This window comes from Paenibacillus sp. SAF-068 (assembly GCF_051967555.1).
In the GTDB taxonomy this organism is placed as follows: Bacteria; Bacillota; Bacilli; order Paenibacillales; family Paenibacillaceae; genus Paenibacillus.
Genome location: NZ_JBQCJX010000001.1, coordinates 1,696,849 through 1,723,011 on the forward strand (window position 1 = coordinate 1,696,849; position 26,163 = coordinate 1,723,011).

General features: G+C 47.0%; 22 protein-coding genes. 16 read left to right on the plus strand and 6 right to left on the minus strand.

What is annotated here, in order from left to right; all coding sequences use genetic code 11:
* The first annotated feature begins 309 nt into the window (after positions 1–309).
* From ACTHPG_RS07650 to ACTHPG_RS07700, 11 genes are all read left to right on the plus strand, one after another.
* Entirely contained in the window at positions 310–2,742 is a 2,433-nt protein-coding gene (locus tag ACTHPG_RS07650) for a glycogen/starch/alpha-glucan phosphorylase (RefSeq protein ID WP_440388515.1), read from the plus strand.
* A 277-nt stretch (positions 2,743–3,019) separates the two neighbouring features.
* Positions 3,020–3,889, plus strand: coding sequence for an effector binding domain-containing protein (locus ACTHPG_RS07655; protein ID WP_440388516.1), 870 nt, complete (start codon positions 3,020–3,022; stop codon positions 3,887–3,889).
* A 41-nt stretch (positions 3,890–3,930) separates the two neighbouring features.
* The gene (locus ACTHPG_RS07660) at positions 3,931–4,389 is read left to right on the plus strand and encodes a VanZ family protein (protein WP_440388517.1); all 459 of its coding nucleotides are present in this window, start codon (positions 3,931–3,933) and stop codon (positions 4,387–4,389) included.
* A gap of 369 nt (positions 4,390–4,758) precedes the next feature.
* On the plus strand, positions 4,759–6,450 hold the full coding sequence (locus ACTHPG_RS07665; protein ID WP_440388518.1) for a glycoside hydrolase family 13 protein: 1,692 nt from the start codon (positions 4,759–4,761) through the stop codon (positions 6,448–6,450).
* 95 nt (positions 6,451–6,545) lie between these two features.
* A complete protein-coding gene (locus ACTHPG_RS07670) occupies positions 6,546–7,238 on the plus strand; it encodes a metal-dependent hydrolase (protein ID WP_440388519.1) in 693 nt (230 codons plus the stop codon).
* Between the two features lie 239 nt (positions 7,239–7,477).
* A complete protein-coding gene (gene dctA, locus ACTHPG_RS07675; RefSeq protein ID WP_440388520.1) occupies positions 7,478–8,833 on the plus strand; it encodes a C4-dicarboxylate transporter DctA in 1,356 nt (451 codons plus the stop codon).
* Between the two features lie 320 nt (positions 8,834–9,153).
* A complete protein-coding gene (gene treC / locus ACTHPG_RS07680; protein WP_440388521.1) occupies positions 9,154–10,875 on the plus strand; it encodes an alpha,alpha-phosphotrehalase in 1,722 nt (573 codons plus the stop codon).
* Positions 10,876–10,903: 28 nt separating this feature from the next.
* A complete protein-coding gene (treP, locus tag ACTHPG_RS07685; protein ID WP_440388523.1) occupies positions 10,904–12,922 on the plus strand; it encodes a PTS system trehalose-specific EIIBC component in 2,019 nt (672 codons plus the stop codon).
* Positions 12,923–13,140: 218 nt separating this feature from the next.
* Positions 13,141–14,001, plus strand: a complete 861-nt coding sequence (locus ACTHPG_RS07690; protein ID WP_440388524.1) for a chemotaxis protein — start codon at positions 13,141–13,143, stop codon at positions 13,999–14,001.
* A 47-nt stretch (positions 14,002–14,048) separates the two neighbouring features.
* Positions 14,049–14,327 carry a YkgJ family cysteine cluster protein gene (locus tag ACTHPG_RS07695; protein ID WP_440388525.1) on the plus strand — a complete coding sequence of 93 codons (279 nt, stop codon included), beginning with the start codon at positions 14,049–14,051 and terminating at the stop codon, positions 14,325–14,327.
* Positions 14,328–14,403: 76 nt separating this feature from the next.
* Positions 14,404–14,607, plus strand: coding sequence for a hypothetical protein (locus tag ACTHPG_RS07700; protein WP_440388526.1), 204 nt, complete (start codon positions 14,404–14,406; stop codon positions 14,605–14,607).
* A 132-nt stretch (positions 14,608–14,739) separates the two neighbouring features.
* On the opposite strand, the gene ACTHPG_RS07705 is transcribed toward ACTHPG_RS07700, so the two are convergent.
* The 3 genes from ACTHPG_RS07705 to ACTHPG_RS07715 form a co-directional block, all read right to left on the minus strand.
* A complete protein-coding gene (locus ACTHPG_RS07705; protein ID WP_440388527.1) occupies positions 14,740–15,852 on the minus strand; it encodes an AbrB family transcriptional regulator in 1,113 nt (370 codons plus the stop codon).
* A 159-nt stretch (positions 15,853–16,011) separates the two neighbouring features.
* On the minus strand, positions 16,012–17,325 hold the full coding sequence (locus ACTHPG_RS07710; protein WP_440388528.1) for an MFS transporter: 1,314 nt from the start codon (positions 17,323–17,325) through the stop codon (positions 16,012–16,014).
* A gap of 77 nt (positions 17,326–17,402) precedes the next feature.
* Positions 17,403–18,107, minus strand: coding sequence for an O-methyltransferase (locus ACTHPG_RS07715; protein WP_440388529.1), 705 nt, complete (start codon positions 18,105–18,107; stop codon positions 17,403–17,405).
* 139 nt (positions 18,108–18,246) lie between these two features.
* On the opposite strand from ACTHPG_RS07715, the gene ACTHPG_RS07720 reads away from it, so the two are divergent.
* Complete coding sequence (locus ACTHPG_RS07720; protein ID WP_440388530.1) at positions 18,247–19,143, plus strand: LysR family transcriptional regulator; 897 nt, start codon at positions 18,247–18,249, stop codon at positions 19,141–19,143.
* Between the two features lie 58 nt (positions 19,144–19,201).
* Here the strand turns inward: ACTHPG_RS07720 and ACTHPG_RS07725 are convergent, their stop codons facing one another.
* Positions 19,202–19,924 (minus strand): YoaK family protein, encoded by a 723-nt coding sequence (locus ACTHPG_RS07725; RefSeq protein ID WP_440388531.1) that lies wholly within the window; start codon positions 19,922–19,924, stop codon positions 19,202–19,204.
* An 82-nt stretch (positions 19,925–20,006) separates the two neighbouring features.
* Complete coding sequence (locus ACTHPG_RS07730) at positions 20,007–20,807, minus strand: alpha/beta hydrolase family protein (protein WP_440388532.1); 801 nt, start codon at positions 20,805–20,807, stop codon at positions 20,007–20,009.
* A gap of 264 nt (positions 20,808–21,071) precedes the next feature.
* Here ACTHPG_RS07730 and ACTHPG_RS07735 point away from each other — a divergent pair, with 264 nt between their 5' ends.
* Together ACTHPG_RS07735 and ACTHPG_RS07740 are read left to right on the plus strand one after the other, a co-directional pair.
* Positions 21,072–21,815: a GTP pyrophosphokinase gene (locus ACTHPG_RS07735; RefSeq protein ID WP_036608962.1), complete on the plus strand. Its 744-nt coding sequence runs from the start codon at positions 21,072–21,074 to the stop codon at positions 21,813–21,815.
* Positions 21,816–21,821: 6 nt separating this feature from the next.
* On the plus strand, positions 21,822–23,051 hold the full coding sequence (locus ACTHPG_RS07740) for a multidrug effflux MFS transporter (RefSeq protein ID WP_440388533.1): 1,230 nt from the start codon (positions 21,822–21,824) through the stop codon (positions 23,049–23,051).
* Positions 23,052–23,199: 148 nt separating this feature from the next.
* Here ACTHPG_RS07740 and ACTHPG_RS07745 read toward each other — a convergent pair whose 3' ends face one another.
* Positions 23,200–23,844 (minus strand): hypothetical protein, encoded by a 645-nt coding sequence (locus tag ACTHPG_RS07745; RefSeq protein WP_440388534.1) that lies wholly within the window; start codon positions 23,842–23,844, stop codon positions 23,200–23,202.
* Between the two features lie 456 nt (positions 23,845–24,300).
* Between ACTHPG_RS07745 and ACTHPG_RS07750 the strand changes: the two genes are divergently transcribed.
* Together ACTHPG_RS07750 and ACTHPG_RS07755 are read left to right on the plus strand one after the other, a co-directional pair.
* Entirely contained in the window at positions 24,301–25,293 is a 993-nt protein-coding gene (locus ACTHPG_RS07750; RefSeq protein ID WP_440388535.1) for an iron-hydroxamate ABC transporter substrate-binding protein, read from the plus strand.
* Between the two features lie 167 nt (positions 25,294–25,460).
* The gene (locus tag ACTHPG_RS07755) at positions 25,461–26,081 is read left to right on the plus strand and encodes a flavin reductase family protein (protein WP_440388536.1); all 621 of its coding nucleotides are present in this window, start codon (positions 25,461–25,463) and stop codon (positions 26,079–26,081) included.
* Positions 26,082–26,163 lie beyond the last annotated feature (82 nt).

A 26,163-nucleotide genomic window follows, 5' to 3' on the forward strand; every position in this document is an offset into this window, starting at 1 on the left:
ATTTACACAAAACGGAGAGGACAGAAATGACCTGAAGAAGCGCAACGCTCGCCTTTATCCCCGGATTTTCCCATTTTAAGAAGGAATCAAAAAATCTGGGGATAACAGCGATCGGAAGGTTATTCTGTCATCGAAGTGTCCAGTGTAAATGTTCTTTAGTTCAGTTTATATAGGTTAATCAAGAAAATATGGAGATAACAGCGATCATAAGAACGATTCGTAACCGTAACGGCCTCTTTGCACAATGTTGGGCAACTGAGTGTATGAACCGCCATCATCCTGCAGGATTTCTCTGGGAGGAACCTACTTTTGTTTGACAACAAGGAAACGTTCAAGAGTATCTTTACACGGAATCTGGTCAGCAAATTGGGCAAACCGATTGAAGAAGCAACGCAGGAAGACGTATACCACGTACTGGGAAGCATGATACGTGAATATGCAGGCCAGGATTGGGCAGCGTCGAATCAGGGGTTTAAGCAGCGCCAGGATAAACAGGTGTATTACTTCTCGCTGGAATTCCTGATTGGACGTCTGCTCGGCAACAATCTGCTGAATGTGAATGAATTGGAACTGGTCCGTGATAGTCTGGCTGAGCTGGGCTTCTCCTTGGAAGAGGTAGAAGAGCAAGAAGCAGATGCAGGACTGGGTAACGGAGGTCTGGGACGACTCGCTGCCTGTTTCCTGGATTCACTCGCTTCACTCGGATATGCAGGACATGGCTGCGGTATTCGCTATAAGTACGGATTGTTTGAACAAAAAATCATCAATGGCAATCAGGTCGAGTTGCCTGACAATTGGCTGGATAAAGGCAACGAGTGGGAAGTGCGCCGCCCCGACAAAAAGGTGGAAGTCCAGTTCTGGGGCCGGGTAGAAGCTCATGAGCAGGATGGGCATTACCAGTTTGTTACAAAAGATGCCGAATCGGTTGTAGCGATCCCCTATGACGTGCCTGTCATCGGTTATGGTCAAACGCATGTGAACACATTGCGTCTATGGAGTGCCGAGCCAAAGCGCGAGACTTCACTCGATACACCTTCGAATTACTACGGTTATCTGGATTATAGCCGTTCCGTGGAATCGATCTCGGAATTCCTGTATCCCGATGATTCCCAGTACGAAGGAAAGCTGTTGCGATTGAAGCAGCAATATTTCATGTGTTCAGCAGGCGTGCAGAGTGCGCTACGTACGTTCAACAAGCTGGAGCTGTCGTATGATCGTTTGCCAGATAAAGTGGCCTTCCATATTAACGACACGCATCCAACCCTGGTTATCCCGGAACTGATGCGCATTTTAATTGATGTGAAGGGTTACGGCTGGGATGAAGCTTGGGATATCACGACTCGTACTGTATCATATACCAATCATACAACGCTGAGTGAGGCGCTTGAAAGATGGCCTGTAGCCATGATTAGCAAGCTGCTGCCGCGGATCTACATGATCATTGAAGAGATCAACAAACGTTTCTGTGGCATGTTGCTGGAGCGGTATCCAGGAGATCAGGATCGCATAGGGCATCTGGCGATTGTCGCAAACGATCAGGTACGGATGGCGCATTTGGCCATTGTAGGCAGTCATAGCGTGAATGGTGTGGCCGCATTGCATACCGAGATTTTGAAAGAGCGCGAGATGGCGCCGTTCTATGCACTGTATCCAGAGCGTTTCAATAACAAAACCAATGGTATTACCCATCGTCGCTGGTTGATGCATGCCAATCCGAAACTGTCGGATCTGATTACGGATACGATCGGGAACGAATGGATAACAGAGCCGGGCAAGTTGGACCAACTGGCAGGTTTTGCGGATAATACCTCTTTCCAGGAGCAGTTCCATTCAATTAAGCGGGATAACAAGGAACGGCTTGCAGCGTATATTCTGGATCATACCGGCATGCCAGTGAATCCGGATTCCATCTTTGATGTGCAAGTGAAGAGATTGCATGGATACAAAAGGCAGCTGTTAAACATTCTGCATGTCATGCATCTATATAATCGGCTTAAAAATGATGCTTCGTTTGATATGGTGCCACGTACATTCATCTTTGGTGCCAAGGCAGCGCCGAGTTATTATTTTGCCAAGAAAATTATCAAACTGATCAACACTGTGGCTGACACGGTGAATCGGGATACGGCTGTAAATGATCGACTGAAGGTATTTTTCCTCGAGAACTATTCCGTCTCTCTTGCAGAGAAGATCATTCCTGCTGCGGATGTTAGTGAACAGATCTCAACCGCAGGCAAGGAAGCTTCCGGTACAGGCAACATGAAGTTTATGATGAACGGTGCTTTGACGATTGGCACGATGGATGGAGCCAATGTGGAGATGGCGGAGCAGGTCGGAGAAGAGAATATGTTCATCTATGGGCTGCGCGCAGACGAAGTGCTTGCGTATTATCGTTCCGGCAGCTATCGTCCCAATGAGATTGTGCAGCATGATGAACGTATTCGCGAGGTCGTGGAGCAATTGGTGCATCCAGGTGCATTCTGTTATCGTGATGGGGAGTTCTGGGATATTTATGACTCCTTGTTAGCACATGGTGACGAATACTTTGTATTGCGTGATTTTGCAGCTTACGCAGATGCGCATGCTGCCATTGATCGGGCGTATCGGGATATTCCGGGCTGGACTCGAAAAGCGATATTGAACACGGCGCATTCCGGTATATTCTCCAGTGACCGTACCATTAGTGAGTATGCTACAGATATCTGGGGTATTCATCCCGTTTCCGGGAATTGGAAAGGTTGAGCATAGATTTTAGAAAAATAAATCCCCTTGTTCACAAGAGCGATCCCTACTGGTTAATCAATTAGAGTAGGGAACTTCTCCTTGTAGAGCAAGGGGATTTTGGCTTAACGTGAATCATAGTGACATTCAAAAATGAAGTGAAGTGCAATTCATGTATCTATTCGCGTATATTTAGCCATATAAGTTCGCACACAAAATCAAAAAATTGAACTGGATCTCAGTCATACTACATAAGAAATCGTTTGATATTTCGAATTGAGATAGGGGAGCCGTCACTATGGATCATTACACACGAATTCAGCTAGCTATAGAGTATCTGGAGCAGCATTTGCAGGATGATTTTAATATTAGAGAGACGTCCGCTGCTGCGAGCTTTTCGGCGTTTCATTTCCAACGTTTATTTCAGGCGATCACCGGATTCACGGTACTGGAATATGTGCGCAGACGGAGATTAACAGAAGCTGCATGGATGCTGCGGGGCACATCGGAAGGCATATTGGGCATTGCGATGAACTTCGGCTATCAATCACAGGAGGCATTTACCCGTGCGTTTTCAGCCTACTTTGGAATGACACCCGCGAAGCTGCGCAAGCTGGAAGCGGATCAGATGTCTCTTTTGAAGATGCAAAAGAGCATTGATTTTAATGACTATCGTACTTCACTTGATGGAACCTTCCACATGAACACACCCCGTCTGGTTACAAGGGAACCGAACTGGATTGTCGGCTATGAATATAAGACGAACCTGAATGACAATCAGCATTATGCAGAAATCCCCGGATTTTATCACGATTTTGGGTTGGAACAGAGATTTATGGCAATTCCGGAGAGATCACATCCTGATATGGCTTATGGTGTGGCCTGTCATTTTGAAGAGGATGGTGCATTTTCTTTTATTGTGAGTGAAGAGAGCAGTGGAGCATCTCACGTACTGGACCCCGGTTTTACCTCGATTGAAATTCCGGGCGGCTTGTATGCAGAGTTTACCGTGGAAGGCTCCGGGCAGGATATCCGGAAAATGATCTATGGCAGTTGGCTGCCACAGTCGAACTATGAACGGAGGGAAGGACCAGACTTTGAAGTGACGGATGTCTGGAAGTCGACCCCTGAACAGTTGGACATGAAGATCTATATCCCGTTAAAATAGACCTACCGCTTCGCGGAAAATAAGGTCGGAGGATCGAGGGAATGAACGAAAAGTCGTGGATCCACTCCAAGTTTATGCTCGTAATAGTTGCTTGCATGGCAGTGCTTTACATACTGATTATGGGTAGTTTACTGTTTGTCAGTGGACGAACGCCAGGCTTGTATTATCAATATAATCTCATCCCCTTGGAGACCATTCGGCCCCTTCTATTGGAGAGGGAGAGGTACCATACAGATGCCTGGGTCAAGAATTTATTTGGAAATATTGTATTGTTCATGCCGCTAGGGGTCTGGATTCCAAGGTTGTTTCGGAGGTGTCGTTCGTTCCTGATCTTCACATTTACAGTTATTTTGCTTCTGCTGGGCGTTGAAGTTACGCAATTGATTACCCGTGTGGGTTCGTTCGATGTGGATGACATTATTCTGAACACAATCGGTGCCTGGATTGGTTACGCCGGATTTAAGCTATTCTTATTCTCATCAGGAAAGACTCGGAATTGAGCTGCAGATCGCGGGCCATGACCGGGTCTTTCTGCATAAGAACCCTTTCTAATGTTTACAAGGGAGCCAATTCGGATAAAACATATTAACGGCTTATTTATATCACGAGCAGAGGTTATATATACAAATTGAACTAAACATTTACACGAAACGGAGAGGACAGAAATAACCTGAAGAAGCGAAAGCGTTCGCCTAAAAGCTTTCTGAAAGAAAGCTGCATCGGAAGCATACGCTATCCCCGGATTTTCCCTTATAAAAGGGAATTCATAAAATCTGGGGATAACAGCGATCGGAAGGTTGTTCTGTCATCGGAGTGTCCAGTTTAAATATTCTTTAGTTCAATTTATATAGTACACATATGAAAGCGAGGTGGGCGATATCGTTTGGTGGAAAGAGAGTGTGGTATACCAGATTTACCCGAACAGTTTCAAGGATTCGGACGGAGATGGATATGGGGACTTGCAGGGGATCTGCGAGAAGCTTGATTATTTGGAGAACTTGGGCGTGGATGTAATCTGGCTCTGTCCCATCTACGATTCACCGGGACACGATAACGGATACGATATCCGCGATTATTACGCCATTCTACGCAGATATGGCACGATGGAGGATTTTGATCGACTATTGGCAGAGGCACACAAACGCGGCCTCAAGATCATGATGGATCTGGTGTTGAATCATACGTCGGATGAACATGCGTGGTTTGCTGAATCGCGGTCATCAAAGATGAATCCGAAGCGGGATTATTATATTTGGCGTTCAGGTAAAAATGGGCAGGTGCCGAATAATTGGGAGTCCTATTTCGGAGGTTCCGTGTGGAAGCATGATCCTGAGACGAATGAATACTATCTGCATCTGTATTCGGAACAGCAACCTGATCTCAACTGGAACAATGAACAGATGGCAGAAGAAATGTATGAGATGGTGCATTGGTGGCTTGAAAAAGGGGTAGACGGATTCCGTTTCGATGCAGTGGCGCATATCGCCAAGGCCGAGGGTTTGCCAAGTGCCCACAACCCGGATAATCTGCCAGTGGTTCCGGCCTATCAGCTCTTTTCCAACCTGGAACAAGTCCACTCGATTCTGAAGAAGCTGAATAACATGATCCTGAAACCTTACGGACCGATGACAGTAGGCGAGACTTCCGGACTTGGGCCTGAGCAGGCGCTGGCTTATGTGGGAACGGATCGTGATGAGCTTAATATGGTATTCCAGTTTGAGCATATGTTCATCGATGCCAAATCTTCCGGGATTGGTAAGTGGAACTATAAGGAATGGAAATTGAAAGATCTCAAAGAAATCATGAGCCGTTGGCAAACCGTTTTGCATGGAAGAGGCTGGAATGCCAATTATATGGGCAACCATGATCAGCCACGCCCGGTTTCCCGTTTTGGTGATGATGGCAAATATCGGGTGCGTTCCGCTCAGATGCTGGCGACATGGATGCTTACACTTGAAGGGACACCTTACATCTATCAGGGAGAAGAGATTGGCATGACCAATGTCGCTTTTCCGGATATTGAACAATACCGGGACATCGAGACCAAAAATTATTACAATCATTACATTGGTCAAGGGAAGTCGAAGCATGAAGTCATGCAGGCGATCTGGCTAAAGAGTCGCGACAATGCTCGCACGCCGATGCAATGGGATGACACGGAACATTCAGGTTTTACCCAAGGTCAGCCCTGGATACAGGTGAATGATAATTATCCCGAGATTAATGTAGCCGATGCCGAAAGTGATCCGCAATCCATTTTGCATTATTACAGGAAGCTAATTGCGCTGCGCAAACAACATAAGGTGCTTATTTATGGTGCGTATGAACTGCTGCTGCCAGATGATCCGGATATCTATGCTTATACACGAACGCTGGATGAGGAGCAGATGTTGGTCATTCTGAATTTCCGTGGGCATGAGCCTGAGATGGAGTGGCCTGAAGGGTGGAGTGCCGAGAAAGCCAAACTGCTCATCAGCAATGTCAGCAGACGGTATTCTACCGATGAAGGTGCGCTCCAGCTTCAACCCTATGAAGCAAGGGTGTACCGTATGATGCAGTGAGACGGAAGATATCCAATTTTGCGTTGATGAAGAATTATGATTTATAATAAATCGTGGTTTCAAATAATCAAAACATATGTCAGGAGGAACCCAAGTTGTTGAATATTACGTACCATGGTCACTCCAGTGTACAGCTGGGCACAGAAGAAAAGTCTCTGATCATTGATCCTTTCCTGCGTGGCAACGAACTTGCGATCACGAAGCCTGAGGATATCAAGACCGATGTTGTGTTGCTGACACATGCACATATGGATCACATCCTCGATGCTGAACCCATTGCCAAAGCAAATAACGCCAAAGTTGTGGCTATTGTGGAATTGGCTACATATATGTCCTGGAAAGGTCTGGACACACTCGGCATGAACATGGGCGGAACGGTGGATCTTGGCTTTGCTCAAGCTAAAATGATTCAGGCGTTCCATACTTCCGGGATTGTGCTGGAAGAAGAACAGCGGATCATGTATGCAGGCGTGCCTGCTGGATATATCATTACCATTGGTGGTAAAACCATTTTGCATGCCGGGGACACGAGTCTCTTTGGGGATATGAAAATGATTGGGGATCGCCATGATATTGATGTAGCTTTCTTGCCGATTGGTGGACATTTCACCATGGGACCTGAGGATGCGCTGCAAGCAGCCGAATGGTTCAATGCCAAACTGACGATTCCGGTCCATTATGATACATTCCCGGTGATTCGTCAGGATGCGGAACACTTCGTGCAACAACTGGCTGCAAAAGGGTTGGAAGGTCGTGTGCTGGCTCCGGGAGATTCCATTACCCTGTAAACCACATATAACCCCCTGTTCAATCATAAATGGAATTATGGATAAAGACGAATATCACGTCAAGATAACTGACGCGATATTCGTCTTTTTTCGGTTTTAGGTTCAATTTTCACCAATAGAGTTGGTACAAATGACAAAAACATAGAAATTCCATTGTTGAACGCGTGTCTGGAATGATATAAAAAGTTACACGGAAACCAAACGTAAATCCGAATTGACCGTAAACAGGGGGAGCGTTCATGTCATTTGTGAAATCATTATTTTTTCAAATTATTGTAGCGGTAATCATCGGGATTGGCGTAGGCATGCTGTGGCCGGATCTGGGTAGCTTGCTGCAACCGCTCGGAACAGGTTTCATCAAATTGATCAAGATGATCATCGCACCGCTGATTTTCATGGTGATTGTGACAGGCATTGCCAAGATCGGTGATCTGAAGTCAGTAGGCCGCATTGGACTGAAAGCTATCGTGTGGTTCGAAATTGCAACTACAGTCGCGCTGGTACTTGGACTGGGAACAGCCAATCTGCTTCGCCCAGGTGCCGGAATGAACGTGGACCCTTCAACCTTAGATGCAAGTGGCATTGAAGCGAAAACTAATGGATCCGAGTTACCGCATACGGTAGACTTTATCATGAATATCATTCCGACAAGTGTTGTGGACGCTTTTGCACAGAATGCCCTACTGCAAGTGCTGCTTGTGGCCTGTCTGTTCGGTGTTGCGCTGGCAGCAACCGAGAGTAAGGCAAAAGAAAATGTACTGACTTTGATTGAGAACTTGCTTGGTATTGTGTTCCGCATCATTGGTTATATCATGAAGCTCGCGCCAATTGGTGCCTTTGGAGCCATGGCCTACACGGTAGGTGCCTATGGGGCTTCCACATTGTCGTCCTTTGGTCTGCTTATTCTGGCATGCTACGGAGCAGCGTTGCTGTTTCTCGTTATGCTGGCACTCGCTGCCTGGTGGATCACCGGGCTGAACTTCCTGCAGTTTGTGAAATATACCCGTTCTGAAGTGATGCTGGCGATTGGAACCGGATCATCGGAAGTGGTGATGCCACGCATGATGGACAAGCTCACCAAGGCAGGTTGTGATCGTGCCGTTGTGGGACTTGTGGTGCCGACAGGGTACTCGTTCAATCTGGATGGCGCTTCGATCTATTTATCGTTGGCAACAGTCTTTGTGGCTCAGGCTGTAGGAATTGATCTGACATTTATGCAGCAGATTACGATTTTGCTGGTGTTGATGTTAAGTTCAAAAGGCATGGCAGGCGTGCCTGGCTCGGCATTCCTGGCCCTGTCCGCTACGGCAGTTGCCGTCAATGCTTTTCCGGTAGCAGCGGTTGCTCTGCTGCTTGGTGCAGATCGTTTTATGGATACAATGCGTGTTTTCACAAACCTGATGGGCAACTGTGTTGCAGCATTCGTGGTCGCAAAATGGGAAGGCCTGCTGGATCAAAAGCGAATGCATGCCGTACTTTCTGGGGAGATTAGTGCTGCTGAACTGGAAAGGGAAGAACAGGCTGCACGATCTTTATTGAAGTTGAATATGCAGGAAAAACAAGGGAAAGCTTCCGTTTCACCAGAGATGTCATAGGGGATGTGCGTACCCACAAACCACTACAATACCCTTTTAAATATAGAACCAGGTCTATCCAAGACAGACCGTCTGTTGCCCACAGCCATCGTGGGAAGAACAGACGGTTTCTTATTGAACCAATACAGATATCATGGAGTTCACGAACGCTGGTTCCAAAATAAATGTTACAGAGGAAAGGTTTATGGGGAATGTGTAGAAGAGGCGAAGAATATACATATTATAGTTTCAACTTGTATATACATGTTTACTTATGTAATATAGATATGAAGTTAGCCGAGAACATTACACGAGCAATACAATTTATTGGAGGCGTTAACATGAGTTCTAATTACACAACTCCGTCATCTTGGTGGAAGACATCAACGGTGTATCAGGTATATCCGAAGAGTTTTAATGATACAACCGGATCGGGTACGGGAGATATTCGTGGATTAACCGAGAAGCTTGACTATTTGCAGCATCTCGGTATCGATATTGTGTGGTTGCAGCCGGTATATGTATCCCCGCAGCATGATAATGGGTATGACGTAGCGGACTATTATCGGATTAATCCGGATTATGGAACGATGGAGGATTTTGACGAACTGCTGAAAGGTCTGAAGGCTCGTAACATGAAACTGATGATTGATATCGTGGTGAATCATTCCTCGACCGATCATGAGTGGTTCCAGCAATCCCGTTCTTCCAAGGATAATCCGTACCGGGATTATTATATTTGGAAAGATCCTGCGCCGGACGGCGGTGTGCCAAACAACTGGCAATCCAAGTTCGGTGGACCTGCCTGGCAGTATGATGAACAGACGGGACAATATTTCTTGACTTTATTTGATAAAACGCAGGCAGATCTCAATTGGGAGAATGAAGAAGTACGCCAAGCTGTGCGGGATATGATTAAGTTCTGGGCCGAAAAAGGTGTAGACGGTTTCCGTATGGACGTGATCAACCTGATCTCGAAAGACCAGCGTTTCCCGGATGACGATGGCAGCGTATCACCGGGGGATGGACGCAAGTACTACACGGATGGACCGCGTGTACATGAATATATCACGGAGATGTACGACGAAGTATTCGGACCGTACAACATGGTGACTGTAGGAGAAATGTCCTCCACAACACTGGAACATTGTATCCAATATTCGAACCCAGCTTCCCGCGAGTTTTCGATGACGTTTAACTTCCATCACCTGAAAGTGGACTATCCGAATGGTCAGAAATGGGAACTGATGCCGTATGATTTTGAAGCGATGAAGCAGCTCTTCAGTGAATGGCAGACAGGCATGCAGGCCGGTGGCGGCTGGAACGCGCTGTTCCTGAATAACCATGATCAGCCGCGTGCGCTATCCCGATTCGCCGATGATGGCGACTATCGTGCCGAGAGTGCGAAAATGCTTGCAACAACGATACACGGAATGCAAGGTACGCCTTATGTCTACCAGGGTGAAGAGATCGGCATGCCGAATCCAATCTGGAATGACGTTAGCGAGTTCCGCGATATCGAATCGACGAACATGTACCGCTTGCTTCAGGAAGAACGAGGAAAATCTGCGGAGGAAGCCTTCCGGATTGTGAAGGAGCGTTCCCGGGACAACTCCCGGACACCAATGCAGTGGAATGGAAGTCAGAACGCAGGCTTCACAACCGGAACACCTTGGCTGAAGGTGGATGAGCGGTATCCTTCCATTCACGTGGAACAGCAGCTGGCTGACCCGGATTCGATCTACTACCATTACCGCAAATTAATTGCCCTGCGTAAACAGGTGAACGTACTGACTGACGGTCTGTATGAACGATTGGACGATGCACATCCAGATGTGTTCGCCTATGCACGGACCAATGGAAGTGAAACCCTGATTGTTGTATCCAACTTCAGTAAACGGGATGTCACGTTCTCCCTACCGGAAGCGGTCTGGAATGATCACATTGCAGCCAAATCCCCAGAGTTACTCATAGGAAATACGGAGGTAGCCCCTGCTTTGACACAGGAGATCTCCCTCAGTCCGTATGCATCCTATATGTGGCTTGTGCCACAACAGGACTAATTACATTTTATAAATAGGAAGTGACACTATGGCAATTGATAAAAAACAGGTTGAGGAGATCGTCCGGGCAGTCGGCGGCAAAGAGAATATTGAAGCTGCAACGCACTGTGTTACACGACTCCGGTTTGCCTTGTACGATGAGAGTAAAGTGGATACCGAAAGTCTGGATCAGAATGATCTGGTCAAAGGACAGTTCTCTTCCCAAGGTCAATTTCAGGTCGTTATCGGGCCTGGTCTGGTGGATAAGGTCTATGATGAGATGATTCAGATTACCGGGGGAGATCGTTCTTCTAAGGATGATGTGAAGGCAGTCGCTGGTAAAAAGCAAAATCCAATTCAGCGAGCGATCAAAACCCTCTCGGATATTTTCATTCCCATTTTGCCTGCGATCATTACAGCAGGTCTTTTGCTAGGAATTAACAACATTCTGACAGGTCCAGGCATTTTCTTTGATAAAGAATCACTGGTGGATGTCTATCCGGCCTGGAAGGATCTTGCGTCCATCATTAATACAATCGCGAGTACAGCATTTACGTTCCTGCCGGCACTGATTGGTTGGGCAGCTGTAAAACGGTTCGGCGGCAGTCCGCTGCTCGGGATCGTGCTGGGTCTCATTTTGGTACATCCCGATCTGCTGAGTGCATATGGTTATGCTGATGCCGTGAATGATGGCACGGTGCCAACATGGAATCTGTTCGGTTGGGAGATTGAGAAAATTGGTTATCAAGGGCAGGTTCTGCCGGTACTGGTATCGGCCTATCTGCTTGCCAAGATGGAAATCTTCCTTAACAAAAGAGTACATGATTCAATTAAACTGCTGGTCGTTGCACCAGTTACGTTGCTGATTACCGGCTTTCTGGCATTTACGATTATTGGACCGGTTACCTTTGCGATTGCGAATGCAATTACATCTGGCTTGATCTATGTATACGACTCATACGCGGCGCTGGGTGGTCTGATCTACGGTGGTTTGTACGCTTTGCTTGTTATCACCGGTATGCATCACACCTTCCTCGCGGTAGATGTTCAGCTCATTGGTAGTCAGGGCGGTACGTTCCTGTGGCCGATGCTGGCATTGTCCAATATTGCACAGGGTTCAGCGGCACTTGCGATGATGCTAGTCCTGCGTGAAAAGAAAATGAGAGGACTTGCGGCAACGTCCTCGGTGTCGGCCTTCCTCGGGGTAACCGAGCCGGCGATCTTCGGAGTGAATATCCGTTACCGTTATCCGTTTATCTTCGGTATGATCGGTTCCGCGATTGGTGGTGTGCTGCTGACGATGAATAATGTTCAGGCAACCTCCATCGGTGTGGGTGGCGTACCTGGATTCCTGTCGATTTTCCCTAACAAATGGGGTGTCTTCTTCATCGGCATGGCGATTGTCCTGGTTGTACCGTTTGTACTGACCGTCCTTTTTGGCAGAGCCAAAATGAGAAAAGAAGATCGTAATGAAAGTAATGAAAACGTTGCTGAGCCTAAAGCGGCTACATCGCAATCTGCTTCGGCGGTTACCTCTTCAACTGGCAAAACAGATCCAAACCAGCGCACACATAGTGCAGCTCTAGTAGGGGACGAAGCCGTGAATACGCTCGAAATTATGGCGCCCTTGACAGGCCAGGCCGTGTCACTGGAGCAAGTTCCTGATCCGGCTTTTGCCGAGAAACAAATGGGTGAGGGTGTAGCGATTGAGCCTTCCGGCAACGTTGTTGTTGCTCCGTTTGATGCTCAGGTCGCTCATGTGATTAAGAGTAAACATGCGGTGATTCTGGAACACGCGAGTGGTTTACAGGTACTGATCCATGTCGGGATTAATACGGTATCGCTCAAGGGTGAAGGTTTCAACATGCATGTCGAAGCTGGCGAGCACGTAAAGGCTGGACAAAAGTTGTTGGAATTTGATCGTAAGGTCATTGAAGATGCAGGATACCCGCTGATTACACCGATTATCATTCCGGATGGTCAGGATATGGTTGAACGGGTGGAAGTCACGACAGGTGATGTTACATCTAATCAAAATGGTGTGCTGAAGGTTCATCTGAAAGGTTAATCGAATACGACAACATGAAGGGGCTGCGAGATGTGCAGCTCCTTTTTGCTGCATGATCGTTATTTTCATAAAGATCATGGTAAACTGTATATAAAATGGAAGAATCACATTTTTAAGATAATGGTCTCTAAAAGGTATCGTCTGGTAAAGCAAGCTACAGGCATGTTCGAGTCGTGACGTTCATATGGTGGAGAAAGAGTTCCTAGAGGAGGAGAGCCATGACACGTATTGCGGTGATGGTCATTCATGGGCTGGGTATGCGAAAGGAAGGGTACGCGGACAAGCTCATTGCTTGTTTGCATAAGGAATTAGACAAGGTGATGGTCTTGCCTGGAGCCTCCAAACAGATGCTGGATATTGAGCCCGTATATTGGGCGGATGTATTTGAGGAGCGAGAAGAGGCGCTGTTTCAACAGCTCGTCAGCGCTCCGGGATTGAATTACCAGGCACTGCGACGATTTGTCATCCATTACCTGGCTGACGCGGTTGCATATCAACCGGTGGAAAATCAAGGCCATAACTATGATGCCGTACATCGAACGTTGAATCAGGCGATGCATACCCTTGCACAACGTAACGGACCCGAAGCTCCACTCTGTGTGGTTGCCCACAGTTTGGGTGCCGTAATCGCGAGTAACTTCTTCTACGATCTGCAATATCCCTCCAGTCGTATTCCTGAGGTTGTGGATGTGAACTCGGCTCTGGAGCGGGGGGACACACTGACCAATTTTTACTCGTTTGGTACAACCCTGCCCTTATGGAGTTTGCGTTACCATGACTTTAGTTGCCCAATTCAGGTGCCCTCTGCCCATGTGAATCAGTATTATGCCGGACTGGAAGGGGAATGGGTAAATTTCTACGATCGGGATGATATTTTGGGTTATCCGTTACGACCCATTGATCCTGCCTATGAGAGAGCGGTTAAAGAAGACATTGAAGTGAACTCTGGCGGCGTGGCTATGAGTTGGAATCCGCTAAGTCATGGGGGATATTTTTCGAATCGAAGCATGAATCGGAGAATCGCGCAGGGGCTTGCTCGTACGTGGACCTGGATAAATCGTTCAGACCGGTCTTTTTGAACACGTATTGTAAGTACTATAGTTATTGAAATGAGGAGGGATTACGTATGGAATGCAGGACAGGCTGTGCCGCATGTTGTATCGCGATTTCCATATCATCACCGATACCGGGCATGGCTCATGGCAAGCCGGCAGGTGTACGTTGTGTGCAGCTTACGGATGATAATCGCTGCGGAATTTTTGGCCAAAAAGAGCGTCCCGCGGTATGCAGTGGATTACAGGCGGAAGAAGAGATGTGTGGCCGCACCGATCAGGAAGCATTTGATATTCTAACTTCGCTGGAGCAAGAAACTGCACCGACCGTAATTGCACCGAAAGTTGTTTAAGTGACTTGTTTTAATTAAATAGGATAATTATACTTAATATGGAAGAAGGTCGATCTAGAGAGGAGATGCGAATACAATGAACCTTGTTAAACGTTTTGTATTGGTTGTTGTGAATATGATCGGAGAGTTATGGATGGGATTTTACCGACGTAACTCGGATTATTATGACCATCAGACTTCGGAGTCCAAGAGCAAGATGGGGTATTATGCATTTATTATCGGGGCAACGGTAGTTACGGTGGGCATTGTAGGCTGGATGTACAACCGAATTTATTCATAAGTCTTCATTTTGCTTAAAATGGAATGGGGGCAGTATGCTAAAGTGGTGTTTGGACAAATAAAAGAGAGTATCCGCAGGATGTGATATCAAGAGGATACTCTCTTTGGCATGGAAATAAACTGAGTATGATCATTAAAGTGAGGGATCAGCTTTCTTCTTTTTCAACATATGTACGAGAATCATCTTCAGTACGGAAGAGACGATGAAGAAAATAAACAAGATGCGGAACAGTTGATACCCGGATACAACCGAAAGGTCGGCATTCACTTCATGTGCCATGATACTCATCTGATCCATCCCGCCAGGCGCCATACTAAGTAGTGAGGTAGCCGCCGAGAGAGAGAACACATTCATTAACAGATAACTCAATCCAAGCGCTCCTGCAATGAGCAATACACTGCTAATCACGGCTAGCGTGATGGTCTGTGCCTTGCGTTGCAACTGCTCTGGCTTGAGCATCAGTCCAATGTGACTGCCAATCATCAATTGCGATACGTTCAGCAGGGAAGCAGGAAGACTGGGTGTGTGCAGTGCTGTACTTAATTGAATAATACACATGACGATCATGGGGCCCAGCATAAAGGCTGTTGGAAACCGAAGTTTGCGTGCAATCCACGCACCAGCTACACAGAGCGGAGCATAAATGAGAATTTCGGGGAAAAGGGCACCCCATGTCGCTAATTCAATGAAAGGCTGATCCACTCCACCACCTGCTGTACCTCCAATCCAAGGACTGAATAGCAGGAAAGGCACACAGAAGACAATCATGATCAGCCGAGTCACCTGCAAAAAGGTAACCAGCGTCAGATTGATGGATTTCATCTCTTCTGCAAGGGAAACCATCTGGGATAGTCCACCCGGGATGCTGCCAACCAGCAAGGACGGGAAATCAAAGTGGGTCACCTTAGAAGCGATGTAGGCCGTAATCACACACAAGCTGATTAACAGCAAGGTCATCAGCAACATCATGGGAAGTTGTTGCAGAATGCCATGCAGTGCCTCTTCTGTTAAGGTGAGACCTATTGAATAACCTACAATCAGTATGCCATAGTCCCGAATGGAGGCAGGCCACATGAGTGGCCATTTGGCAACTTGTGAACCAAGCAGCATGAATACCATGGGCCCGAGCAACCACGGGATCGGTGTATGAATGACTGTGAACAGCCATCCGCCAAGAACTGAGACACCCAGACTAAGAAAAAACCGAAAGACAACGTAGGAACCAAGATTACGTATCAGTTCCATCCGTTTAGCCTACCGGTTGAATGAGGTAGTATGAGATTCAGGTATACATTCAGGTATGCATTCAGGTGGTTCGATGAAGGATTCATGTTCATGTGTGATCACTCCTGATGATGAGTTACGTTGCGTTATCTGTGAACCAACCGGGCAGCTTCTGCCTGCTCATGCTTCTCCTGCGAGAGCAGTCGCGGAAGGCTTGGGTTCTCGGAACATTACATAGTACATCAGTGATGAAATGACGTATAAACTGCCTGTGATGCTGAATGTGATGGCGTAACCCCAATACGTTCCGTACGTGGTAACCAGATAGGATTGGACAGGTCCCATGGTAGCCCAACCGATCATGAACGAAGTCTGCATCAGTGAATTGGCTATCCCGCGGCGCTTGTCCGAGATGCGATCCACCAGAATGGCTGAATGTATGGGATTGGCTGCATTCATCAAGGCTTGTCTGAATAAGAAACTGAGCGAAGCGATGAACAGCAGGTTGGTGAAGCCGGTTAATAGAAGGAAGGGCAGCGACATAACCTGGAAAATGACAACGGCTCGGACGCTTCCGACCCTTGCAGCCAGAGTGGGACCAATCAGCATGGATACAATCGTCATAATCTGACCAAGTGCAATGAGCAGGCTCATCCCACTCAGAGATACAGAGAAGCGATTGGTGAAATACAGATTCAGATAGGGTACAACCAGTCCTGAACCCAGTCCGATTAATAATTGGGTTACAACAAACTGACCAATCAGTCGGGAATCTTTTTTCTTGGTGATCGAATCATTTGTGTTGGCGGTATTCGTCAAACCTTCTTTTAGATCTGCATCGGGTTGAAGATCTGATTGCACCGAAATGGGTGTCTGCGGAGCAGCCTTGCCTTCAGTTACAAATAATAGAGGTACAAATGCAGCCAGCGTGGCTGCACCGCCGACAAACAAAACGGTCTGTAATCCGGTCACTTTGGCGAGTCCTGCCGTATGTAACAAATCTGCAAACACACCGCCACCCAGGCTACCAAGCACCTGGGAAGCGAGCACAAGAGATGAATAATAGCTGAACATCTTCAGCCGCTGGCTCTTCTTGACGTTTTCCGCGAGATAAGGAATGGCCAGTACTTGGAATACACCAGCGAAAAGGCCAGAAAATACCGCGAACCAGATCAGTCCTGTAGCCGAATAGTCGAAGGATCGCCCGATCAGGAAGATTCCGCTTAATAACGCCCCGGTAATGAGCAGCCGCTTGCGGCTGAACAGATCACCGCACAGACCGATAGGAACAAACATGATGGCTGTTGCGAGTGATTGGATACTTACAATCTGGCCGTTCATTGTATCATTATAGCCCAGCCCCTGAATGTACAGATTGTACAAGACAGAGAACATGCCATTTCCGATCTGATACAGAATGCTTGCCAGGAAAAAAAGTTGAATATTGCGGGACCAACCGCGAATTTCAGCATGAATCTGTTGTAAAACTCTCAAGTGGTTCCCTCCAGTCTGCCTGTGCAGTGATTCCAGTTTAACAGGAAAGGAGAATTTGCGGAAGAATTGACCACTGTTTATTTTGGTTCAGGGTTATCCAATACACGAGCAATGACGAATCCATCGTAACCTTTGCTACCGACCGTTTGCAGTGCTGTAGCTTCAAGGCGGGGGTTATCCGCGATCAACTGCAGGAATGATCGAACGCCTTGAACTCTGGGGTCCGTGCTGTCCGTACGGATCACTTCACCATCTCTGACGATATTGTCACCGATAATAAGACTCCCCGGACGAGTCAGTCTCAGGGCCCATCTCAGATAATCGGGATTACTCGGTTTGTCAGCATCAATGAAAATCATGTCAAAAGGTTCTCTATATTCTTCCTGAACATCGGGAAGGGTGGTCAGGGCAGGACCAACTCTCAGGTCAACTTTGTGCATAAGTCCTGCACGTGTGAGATTGGTTCGCGCCAAGTCCGCATGGCGTGATTCCGATTCAAGAGAGACGATGCGTCCGTGTTCAGGCAGCGCTCTTGCCATCCAGATGGTACTATATCCTCCCAGTGTGCCGATTTCAAGCACGCGGGATGCGCCTTGAATCTGCAGCAGGAGCTGAAGTAACTTTCCTTGATTTGGTGTTACATCATGAGCGGGCAGTCCAGCTTCGGCATTGGTTTGCAATGTTTGCACCAGCAGGGTGTCATAGGAAATCAGAAGATCGTTCATGTAGTCGTCGACTTGGGTCCACGTAAGCTGGAGATCGGTTGAATTTGTATTTTTCATTTTTACATGTTCCTTTCTTTGGTTCTTGTATTGGATTTCATAATTCAACTATAGATGGAGTGGGGATATAAATAAAATATATATTATGTATGTTAATATAACTTTAGGTTATGTATTTAACGTGGATGAGGTGTAACATATGAATTTGCATGGATTACGATTATTTCATGCCATTGTGAGATATGGCGGGGTCACTCGTGCCGCAGAGGAACTGAATATTAGTCAGCCAGCGGTATCTTCCCAGGTGAAGAAGTTTGAACGTGAATTGGGCATCCAGCTTTTTGTTTCGGAGGGGAGAAGGCTGGTGCTTACGGATGCGGGGGTACAATTAACAGGTTTTGCAGAACGTTTATTCTTGCTGGAGCAGGATGTCGAGAATTTTGTGCAGGATTTTCGGGAGGGCAAGAAAGGACTGATCCGTCTTACGGCAACCTACTTGCCTTCAAATTTTCTATTGCCGGGCTGGATTGCGCGGTTCAAGCAAATGCACGAGGATGTGGAGATTATTGTGAGCACAACCAACACCCGGTTGGCGTTTGACCAGTTACTTCGCTATGAGGCAGAGATTGCAGTGTATGGGGGAAGTGGAATTACACACGAGGGTGTCCAATGGGATGAATTGTTTGACGATGAGATGTGGTTTGTTGTACATCCAGACCATCCATATGCGGGCAAAGAAATTGAGCTGCATGAGATGATGGCAGAGCCGTTCATCATGCGCGAAGAAGGCAGTGCCACACGTGAGCGACTGGTCGCCCTTTGCACAACAAATAACCTGGCCGCTCCTCGCATTGCGCTTCAGTTCAATGGGCTGAATGAAACGATCAGTGCGGTGAAGGCAGGTTATGGGGTCAACTTTATATCTTCTTTGGTTGTGAAGGATGATGTACGGCAAGGCAGGCTGGCCCGTGTATACGTTCGAGGTGTACAGTTGAGAAATACGGTTGCCGTATGTACACGAGCCGGAGAGGTGTTGTCGCCTGCTGCACAGCATCTAGTCAAGCTTATCCGCCAAGAGGCGTCTTTGATGAAATAAAGAGTGCGATTGGAAAATGTGTTCAAAGTAAACAATCTACAGGCGAATCCTTTTTCGACTATTGGCCTTCACTTTGCTGTGACCTTCCCCATCCATGCAACCGGGCGTACAGGGTTACACCGCCAATACTCAGGACAGGAATCCAGACGGCGATCATAGGCACACGGTGGAACAGCAATGCGGCTACAATGACGCCGACCAGATAGATGACAACCGCACCTGCACGAAGATAGGAATCGGTAGACAGAGCTTTGGCCAGTGTTCGGATATTAACATGTCTCAGCCTTCTGACAATGCTTACGGTATCCTCTACCACAGCGGCCAAATTATTGGTCAGCACGGTTGTGGAGATACCTGCAATTCCAATGCGGCGTGCCGCCGTTGTCTGCATACCCATTGCCACGGCTAGGATGACAATTAACAGATAGGACAATTGTTCGGCGTACGGACTGATCATGGCGATGGCGAATAGCAGGAGCAGTATGCTCTCAACAGTGAATACGGATGTAACCCGAGAGGACCAGCCACTTTTGGTATGCACATGCCCGATCATGTGTGCGGCAATGGCATTGCCAGCAACAAAGCCGATAAGGGCCAAGAGGGACCGCAGCACGACAAATTCCTGGGCACGGGCAATGGCAATACCAAGCAGTACAATATTTCCCGTCATATTGGCTGTGAGCACATGTCCCAGTCCCAGATATCCAATCAGATCGACCATCCCCGCAGACATACATAGAAGGAGCATCGAGTACTTTTGGAGGGTGTTTTGATTCATCATATCCGTCCTTTCAAAAAAACGTAACCCCTCCAGTATACAGCCATATCGCATGATTCTTCAAAATGAAATTCATGGCGCGGCACTATGGTGGCGTAAGCCAAGCGAACATATTGTTCACCGCTGCCTCATGTATTCTCTCGTGAAAATGATGATCCTGACCGCCATAGGCGTGAAACGTAACGTTTGCACCTCTGTCTTTCAGCCAGTGATACATTCTAGTTCCGTGGCTATAGTTCACCTGTGTATCTGACGTGCCATGCATGATCAACACGGGACAAGACAGTTTGTTCGCTTTGGATAAGGGAGAACGGGCGAGATAAGCTTCTGGAACTGCGCGTGGAGAACCTCCCAGCACTCGTTTCAATGTGCGCCTCAGGTCAGTTCGCTCGTGATACGTTCGTTCGACATCGGAGACACCGCTCCAAAGGACTAACTTATGTACTTTATCCGGTCCCTCATTGTAGGTGGTTGCCGTATGTACAGCATTAATGGCTCCACGAGAGAACCCCATTAGTGATATCCGAGTCGGGTCGACAAAAGGTAAACGCTGTATCAACCGGTAAGCGGCATGCACATCTTCGGCATCTTTCCCGCCATACTCGTCACGACCTTCACCGCCTTCGTTTCCACGATAGGATGGGGCGAACACGATATAATTTTTATTTACAAATTGCTCAAGCCAAACGCTACTTACCCCGCCATAGCTTCCAAGTCCGCCGCGACAATAGATCAGCACGGGCCACTGTTTCTGTATGGGAGCAACATCATGCATGTTTGCAGCAGGATAGTGGCTGGCGAGCGGTTCCAAATGTAGAGATTGATGTGTGGAAGCGTATAACGAACAACCTCGTGGCAGGAATAAATAAGCTTTAACCTGAAGCATATCGGATGAATACGTCACTTGATAGAGCAGGGCAATCCACCTCTTTTACTTCGTAATAACGGGTCAAATGACAGGGATGCTTCTATATGATGCACGTAAAATATGTTCCCATACCTTCGGGGCTGAATCGCCAGCCTGAATGCAAGAAATTCGTTTATTGGCTCCATATGATTTATAATGGTTCAGGAGACATGTGGATAGACCGCTTGTCCTCATATTCATAAAACTAACTTTAATGTGTAGAAAGAAAGGGAGAAAGCCATGATGAACGCTCCACATCCAATCGATCAGTTCAAAAAATTTAAATATGAAATTACGAGATTTATGATGATTTATAAATTTGCTCTGGATCAAATGGAAACCAAGATTGAAGTCCTGAAGGAAGAATTTCAGTCTCTGCATGATTACAGTCCAATAGAGCATACGAAGTCCAGGCTCAAGTCCCCTGAGAGCATAATGAACAAGATGTTCCGCAAAAACCATGAGTTAACGTTTGAGAGCATCAAGCAAAATATCAAGGATATCGCCGGGGTACGGATCACATGTTCCTTTATCTCGGATATCTATCGCATTAAGGATATGCTGTGCAACCAGAGTGACCTGCGTGTTCTGGAGGTCAAGGACTACATCGAGAATCCGAAGCCAAATGGTTACCAAAGCCTTCACCTTCTCGTGGAAGTGCCTGTGTACATGTCCAATGGCGAGGAACGAGCCTGTGTGGAGATTCAGATCCGTACGATCGCAATGGATTTCTGGGCGAGTCTGGAGCATAAAATTTTTTATAAATACAATAAGGATGTTCCCGAGCATTTGACGAGAGAGTTAAAGAGTGCGGCAGATTCCGCAAATGCGCTGGATCAACAGATGGAGCGACTTCACCGGGAGATTCAGGAGATCAAGGACGCGGATAACGAGCGGGATGAAGAAGAATTGCGTCGTATTATCATTAACAATCAACAGTTCACACTGCCTTCCAACTTGCTGAAGCTGCTGGGTAGCGGGGAGTAGTTGTCGATGAAAAGTACAACAGTTTCATTGAACACGAACGCTACATCGCGGGTGCGAATGGCATTAATTTTGGGGACACTGTCGGCCTTCGGGCCGTTGTCCCTGGATATGTATTTGCCCGCATTGCCCACGCTGGCTGATGAATTTGGTTCATCAACTTCGTATGCTCAACTCAGTTTGACAGCTTGTATGATTGGTCTGGCGGTTGGGCAGTTGCTTGCCGGACCTCTAAGTGATGTACGTGGTCGGAGAACACCGCTCATTGCAGGTCTTGTGCTCTATACCATTGCATCCATACTCTGCCTGGTCAGCCCTACGATGGGCTCTTTTGTTGTGCTGCGATTCATTCAGGGTGTAGCCGGAGCGGCAGGGATCGTCATCTCGCGGGCAATCGTCAGAGACGTATATTCGGGCCCGGAACTGACACGGTTTTTCTCCCTGTTAATGTTGATCAACGGCGTAGCCCCGATTGCTGCACCGATTATTGGTGGACAATTGTTGACGTATACGTCTTGGCGCGGCGTATTTATTTTACTTAGCCTCATCGGTATACTGACGCTGCTTGCTGTCATTTTCGGCCTTGGAGAGACATTGCCTTCCAACCGCAGATCAAGGGGTGGATTGAAACAGACCTTGATTACGTTTCGTCAAATCGCAGGCGACCGTCAGTTTATGGGGTATGCGTTGACGCAGGGTTTCGTGGCGGCTGGCATGTTTGCCTACATATCCGGTTCACCGTTTGTGCTTCAGAAAATATACGGCGTATCCCCGCAAATGTTTAGTGTCTGCTTTGCCATAAACGGGCTTGGCATTATTCTGGCCAGTCAGGTTGCAGGCAGACTTGCAGGTAAGGTATCTGAAACCCGGCTGTTAATTGCGGGACTACTAACTGCGGCGCTCGGAGGAACATCACTGCTCATCGCCATTCTGGCTGGAGGTAATCTGATTTCTGTACTGATTCCGTTATTTTTGGTGGTATCCAGTGTGGGGTTGGTCAATACCGCGTCCTTCGCCCTGGCCATGGCTAATCAGGAGAAATCGGCAGGCAGTGCTTCTGCGCTTATTGGTGTGATGACATTCCTGTTCGGTGGTATTGTCGCTCCGCTCGTTGGTCTCGGAGGAGAAGGTACAGCTGTACCAATGGGAATCGTTATCGCGTGTGCTGATCTAGGTGCCTTGGCAATTTATTTCCTAATGGTCAGTCGGGGCAGGAAGCGTCAGATGGGTCAGGTGTGAAGTTAATGGAAACGGATTGTGCACAGCTTGCTTTTGCAGATTCTTGATGGTGCATAGTAGCTTTGGGCTAAAATAAAGAACAAAAAAGAGCCTCATTTGGAAGGGTTCGTGCTTCCAAATGAGGCTCTTGCTGCAGGTAAGGACAAGTTTAGCAGAGCGCAAACAAAATCTGTGTATTGGACAGTATTCCTGGCGTGAGGAATGGATAGAAGTACCCCACCACAAAACCAAACAGATTGATGGCAGGCCACATCAAGTACACATCATTATATGTGAAGACAAGGGACCACCGGTTGTAGCAAAAATTGGGCAGTGCACGTTCTTCGTTATCTCGGGGTGCCGCTGCACCCGTCTGTGCAAATTGCACAGCTTGAGTGAGACTTTGCGGCTGTTGCTGAAGGAAGAGCGGAAGCAGACCTGGGCTGCTTTTGATCAGGTTATACAGGAAAAGCATCTCTGCCGGAGGCTGACCTACTGGACGAGGATAGGCACTAAGCAGGGTGGGCAGATTGCCTTGAGCCAGTTGTGCAGGTACACTAGTTGCTGTACCCGGAATTGTACCGGGAATGCCACCAGGAATATATGGACCCGGTCCTCCGCCTGGAATGAATGGAGGATAGGTGCCTTGACCGCCAGGTGTGCCAGGAAACGTCTGACCACCGGGAATACCTCCACCTCCTGGGAATAGTGGAGGCAATTGAAAAGAACGGTCTTCTCCATAGGTTATATAAGGGTTATATTCGTAATACATGTACAGAACATCCTTCCTGTCGTCGTATTCTGCATTCAGCATATGGCGGCATCCGCCTATAGGTGAATGCCACCAAGACGATTTTGTATGATCTATATAGTTGAACTAATCATTTACACAAAACGGAGAGGATAGAAAAAACCTGAAAAAGCGAAGCGTTCGCCTAAAAGCTTTCTGAAAGAAAGCTGCATCGGAAGCATACGCTATCCCCGGATTTTCCCATAGAGCCATGAAATCGAAAAAATCTGGGGATAACAACAGCGATTGGAAGGTTGTTCTATCATCGAAGTGTCAGTGTAAATAATCTGTAGTTCAACTTTATAGCGCAGAGGATAATCGAATTGACAATTGAACTGATAACAATTATCATTGTCAATGGAATTGGACAAATGTACATACGGATATTATATGCATTAATAATAGTTTCCATATTGTTGAACGTTGATATCTGTCCCAATAATGCCGATAAGGTTTCCATATTGAAAGGGGATAATTAAAGTGTTTAAGAGCAATAAAAAGATGATCATGCTTTTGATTACGGTGATGGTCATGTCCATCTGGTTGGCCGCGTGTGGTACGAAGACCGCAGAGAACGGAGCAGCAGGAGAGAACGATACAACTACGGAAACAGAGACGCAAACGGAAGCCGCTACAGAGCGAACCATGACAGATGCAATGGGACACGAAGTGAAAATTCCGGCGAATCCGGAGCGTATTATCGCTTCTTACCTGGAAGACAATCTGGTAACACTAGGTGTTAAGCCAGCAGCACAATGGTCGGTAGCAAACGGCATTCAGGAATATCTGCAAAAAGATCTGAAGGATATTCCAACGATTGCCTTCGATCTGCCTTTTGAAGCCGTAGCAAGCTTCAACCCGGATCTGATCATTATCGGTTCCGAAAGTGTGGTGGAAGGTGAGAAATATGAACAGTACAGTAAGATTGCACCTACTTATGTACTCGGGGATGAGATCAATAGTGACTGGCGCAAAACACTGCTAAAAATCGGGGAAGTTCTGAATAAGAGTGCTGAAGCACAGAAAGCACTGGATGATTACGAACTTAAAGCTACAGAAATCAAGGAAAAGATCAACAGCGTTACAGGTGGAACAAAATCAGCAGCGGCCATCTGGTTGGTTAGCGGCAAGTTCTTCATCGTAAGTGACAACGTATCAAGTGGAGAAGTAATGTACAAAGAGCTTGGACTTCAAGAGCCTGAAGTTGTAAAAGAAATCTCTGCCAATGCAACAGGCAACTGGTCTTCCATCTCCATGGAAAAGCTGGCGGAAATGGATGTAGACTACTTGTTCTTTGTGAATAGTGATGAAGGTACTGGGGCGGAAGCACTGAAAGATCCAGTGTGGCAAAGTATCCCGGCTGTGAAAAATGGTAATTTGTTTGAATTTACCCGTTCCAGCAGCTGGCTGTACAGCGGAGTTCAAGCGAACCTTCAAATTATGGAAGACATTCAGAAGAGTATTGTTAAATAAGAATTGTCGAATATAAAAAGCGTGTTTTAACTCCTTGGTGCAATGGACACCAGGGAGTTTTTTTGTTATTACAGTATTTTAAGATATATAATAAAGAAGTTAGTTTATTGTATTGTCATGAAGTAGAGTTGTCATGTGCTTCATGAGCAGGAAGGGGACATTTACATATGTATACATTGGATCCACGTGAAATAACGGGAAGAGACAACTATAAATTGATGAGTGGTTCGGTGGTGCCACGTCCAATTGCTTTTGTGACGACACGTTCAGATGAGAATGGTGTGATCAACGCAGCGCCTTTCAGTTTCTTCAATGTGGTAAGTTCGGACCCGCCGCTGTTATCCATATCCATTGCACGTAAAGATGGCATGATGAAGGATACCGCACGTAATGTGCTTGCTCATAAAGAGCTGGTCGTGCATATATGTGATGAAGCAATCATAGAAGAAGTGAATGAGACAGCAGCTATACTTGAGCCCCATGAAAGTGAGCTTGAGCGGACGAAACTCACGACAGTGCCAAGTACAAAGGTCTCCGTGCCAGGAATAAAAGAAGCACTTATTCGGATGGAGTGCGAGCTGTACCAGCACATTCCTATCACGAATGATGAGGGTAAACCGGTGAGTGACCTGCTGCTGGTACGCATTGTGCAGTATCATTTCAGCGAACAGGTATACTATCCGGACAAGGGCTATATCCTGATGGATCATTTGAAACCAGTGAGCCGACTGGCGGGTAATGATTATGCCAAGCTAGGGGAAAGATTCACGGTGATTCGACCTGAGTAGTCTGACAGAACATGTATGTAATATATGAACGGGTTAACCCTGTAGCAAAGGCGGACAGCACGTGCGAAACTCGCATATGTTG

What these genes read in the sequence shown, in the direction of transcription:
- ACTHPG_RS07655 (WP_440388516.1), top strand. Translation starts at nt 3,020, where the DNA reads ATGGATCATTACACACGAATTCAGCTAGCTATAGAGTATCTGGAGCAG.
- ACTHPG_RS07660 (WP_440388517.1), top strand. Translation starts at nt 3,931, where the DNA reads ATGAACGAAAAGTCGTGGATCCACTCCAAGTTTATGCTCGTAATAGTT.
- dctA (WP_440388520.1), top strand. Translation starts at nt 7,478, where the DNA reads ATGTCATTTGTGAAATCATTATTTTTTCAAATTATTGTAGCGGTAATC.
- treC (WP_440388521.1), top strand. Translation starts at nt 9,154, where the DNA reads ATGAGTTCTAATTACACAACTCCGTCATCTTGGTGGAAGACATCAACG.
- treP (WP_440388523.1), top strand. Translation starts at nt 10,904, where the DNA reads ATGGCAATTGATAAAAAACAGGTTGAGGAGATCGTCCGGGCAGTCGGC.
- ACTHPG_RS07690 (WP_440388524.1), top strand. Translation starts at nt 13,141, where the DNA reads ATGACACGTATTGCGGTGATGGTCATTCATGGGCTGGGTATGCGAAAG.
- ACTHPG_RS07695 (WP_440388525.1), top strand. Translation starts at nt 14,049, where the DNA reads ATGGAATGCAGGACAGGCTGTGCCGCATGTTGTATCGCGATTTCCATA.
- ACTHPG_RS07700 (WP_440388526.1), top strand. Translation starts at nt 14,404, where the DNA reads ATGAACCTTGTTAAACGTTTTGTATTGGTTGTTGTGAATATGATCGGA.
- ACTHPG_RS07705 (WP_440388527.1), bottom strand. Translation starts at nt 15,852, where the DNA reads ATGGAACTGATACGTAATCTTGGTTCCTACGTTGTCTTTCGGTTTTTT.
- ACTHPG_RS07715 (WP_440388529.1), bottom strand. Translation starts at nt 18,107, where the DNA reads ATGAAAAATACAAATTCAACCGATCTCCAGCTTACGTGGACCCAAGTC.
- ACTHPG_RS07720 (WP_440388530.1), top strand. Translation starts at nt 18,247, where the DNA reads ATGAATTTGCATGGATTACGATTATTTCATGCCATTGTGAGATATGGC.
- ACTHPG_RS07725 (WP_440388531.1), bottom strand. Translation starts at nt 19,924, where the DNA reads ATGATGAATCAAAACACCCTCCAAAAGTACTCGATGCTCCTTCTATGT.
- ACTHPG_RS07730 (WP_440388532.1), bottom strand. Translation starts at nt 20,807, where the DNA reads ATGCTTCAGGTTAAAGCTTATTTATTCCTGCCACGAGGTTGTTCGTTA.
- ACTHPG_RS07735 (WP_036608962.1), top strand. Translation starts at nt 21,072, where the DNA reads ATGAACGCTCCACATCCAATCGATCAGTTCAAAAAATTTAAATATGAA.
- ACTHPG_RS07740 (WP_440388533.1), top strand. Translation starts at nt 21,822, where the DNA reads ATGAAAAGTACAACAGTTTCATTGAACACGAACGCTACATCGCGGGTG.
- ACTHPG_RS07745 (WP_440388534.1), bottom strand. Translation starts at nt 23,844, where the DNA reads ATGCTGAATGCAGAATACGACGACAGGAAGGATGTTCTGTACATGTAT.
- ACTHPG_RS07755 (WP_440388536.1), top strand. Translation starts at nt 25,461, where the DNA reads ATGTATACATTGGATCCACGTGAAATAACGGGAAGAGACAACTATAAA.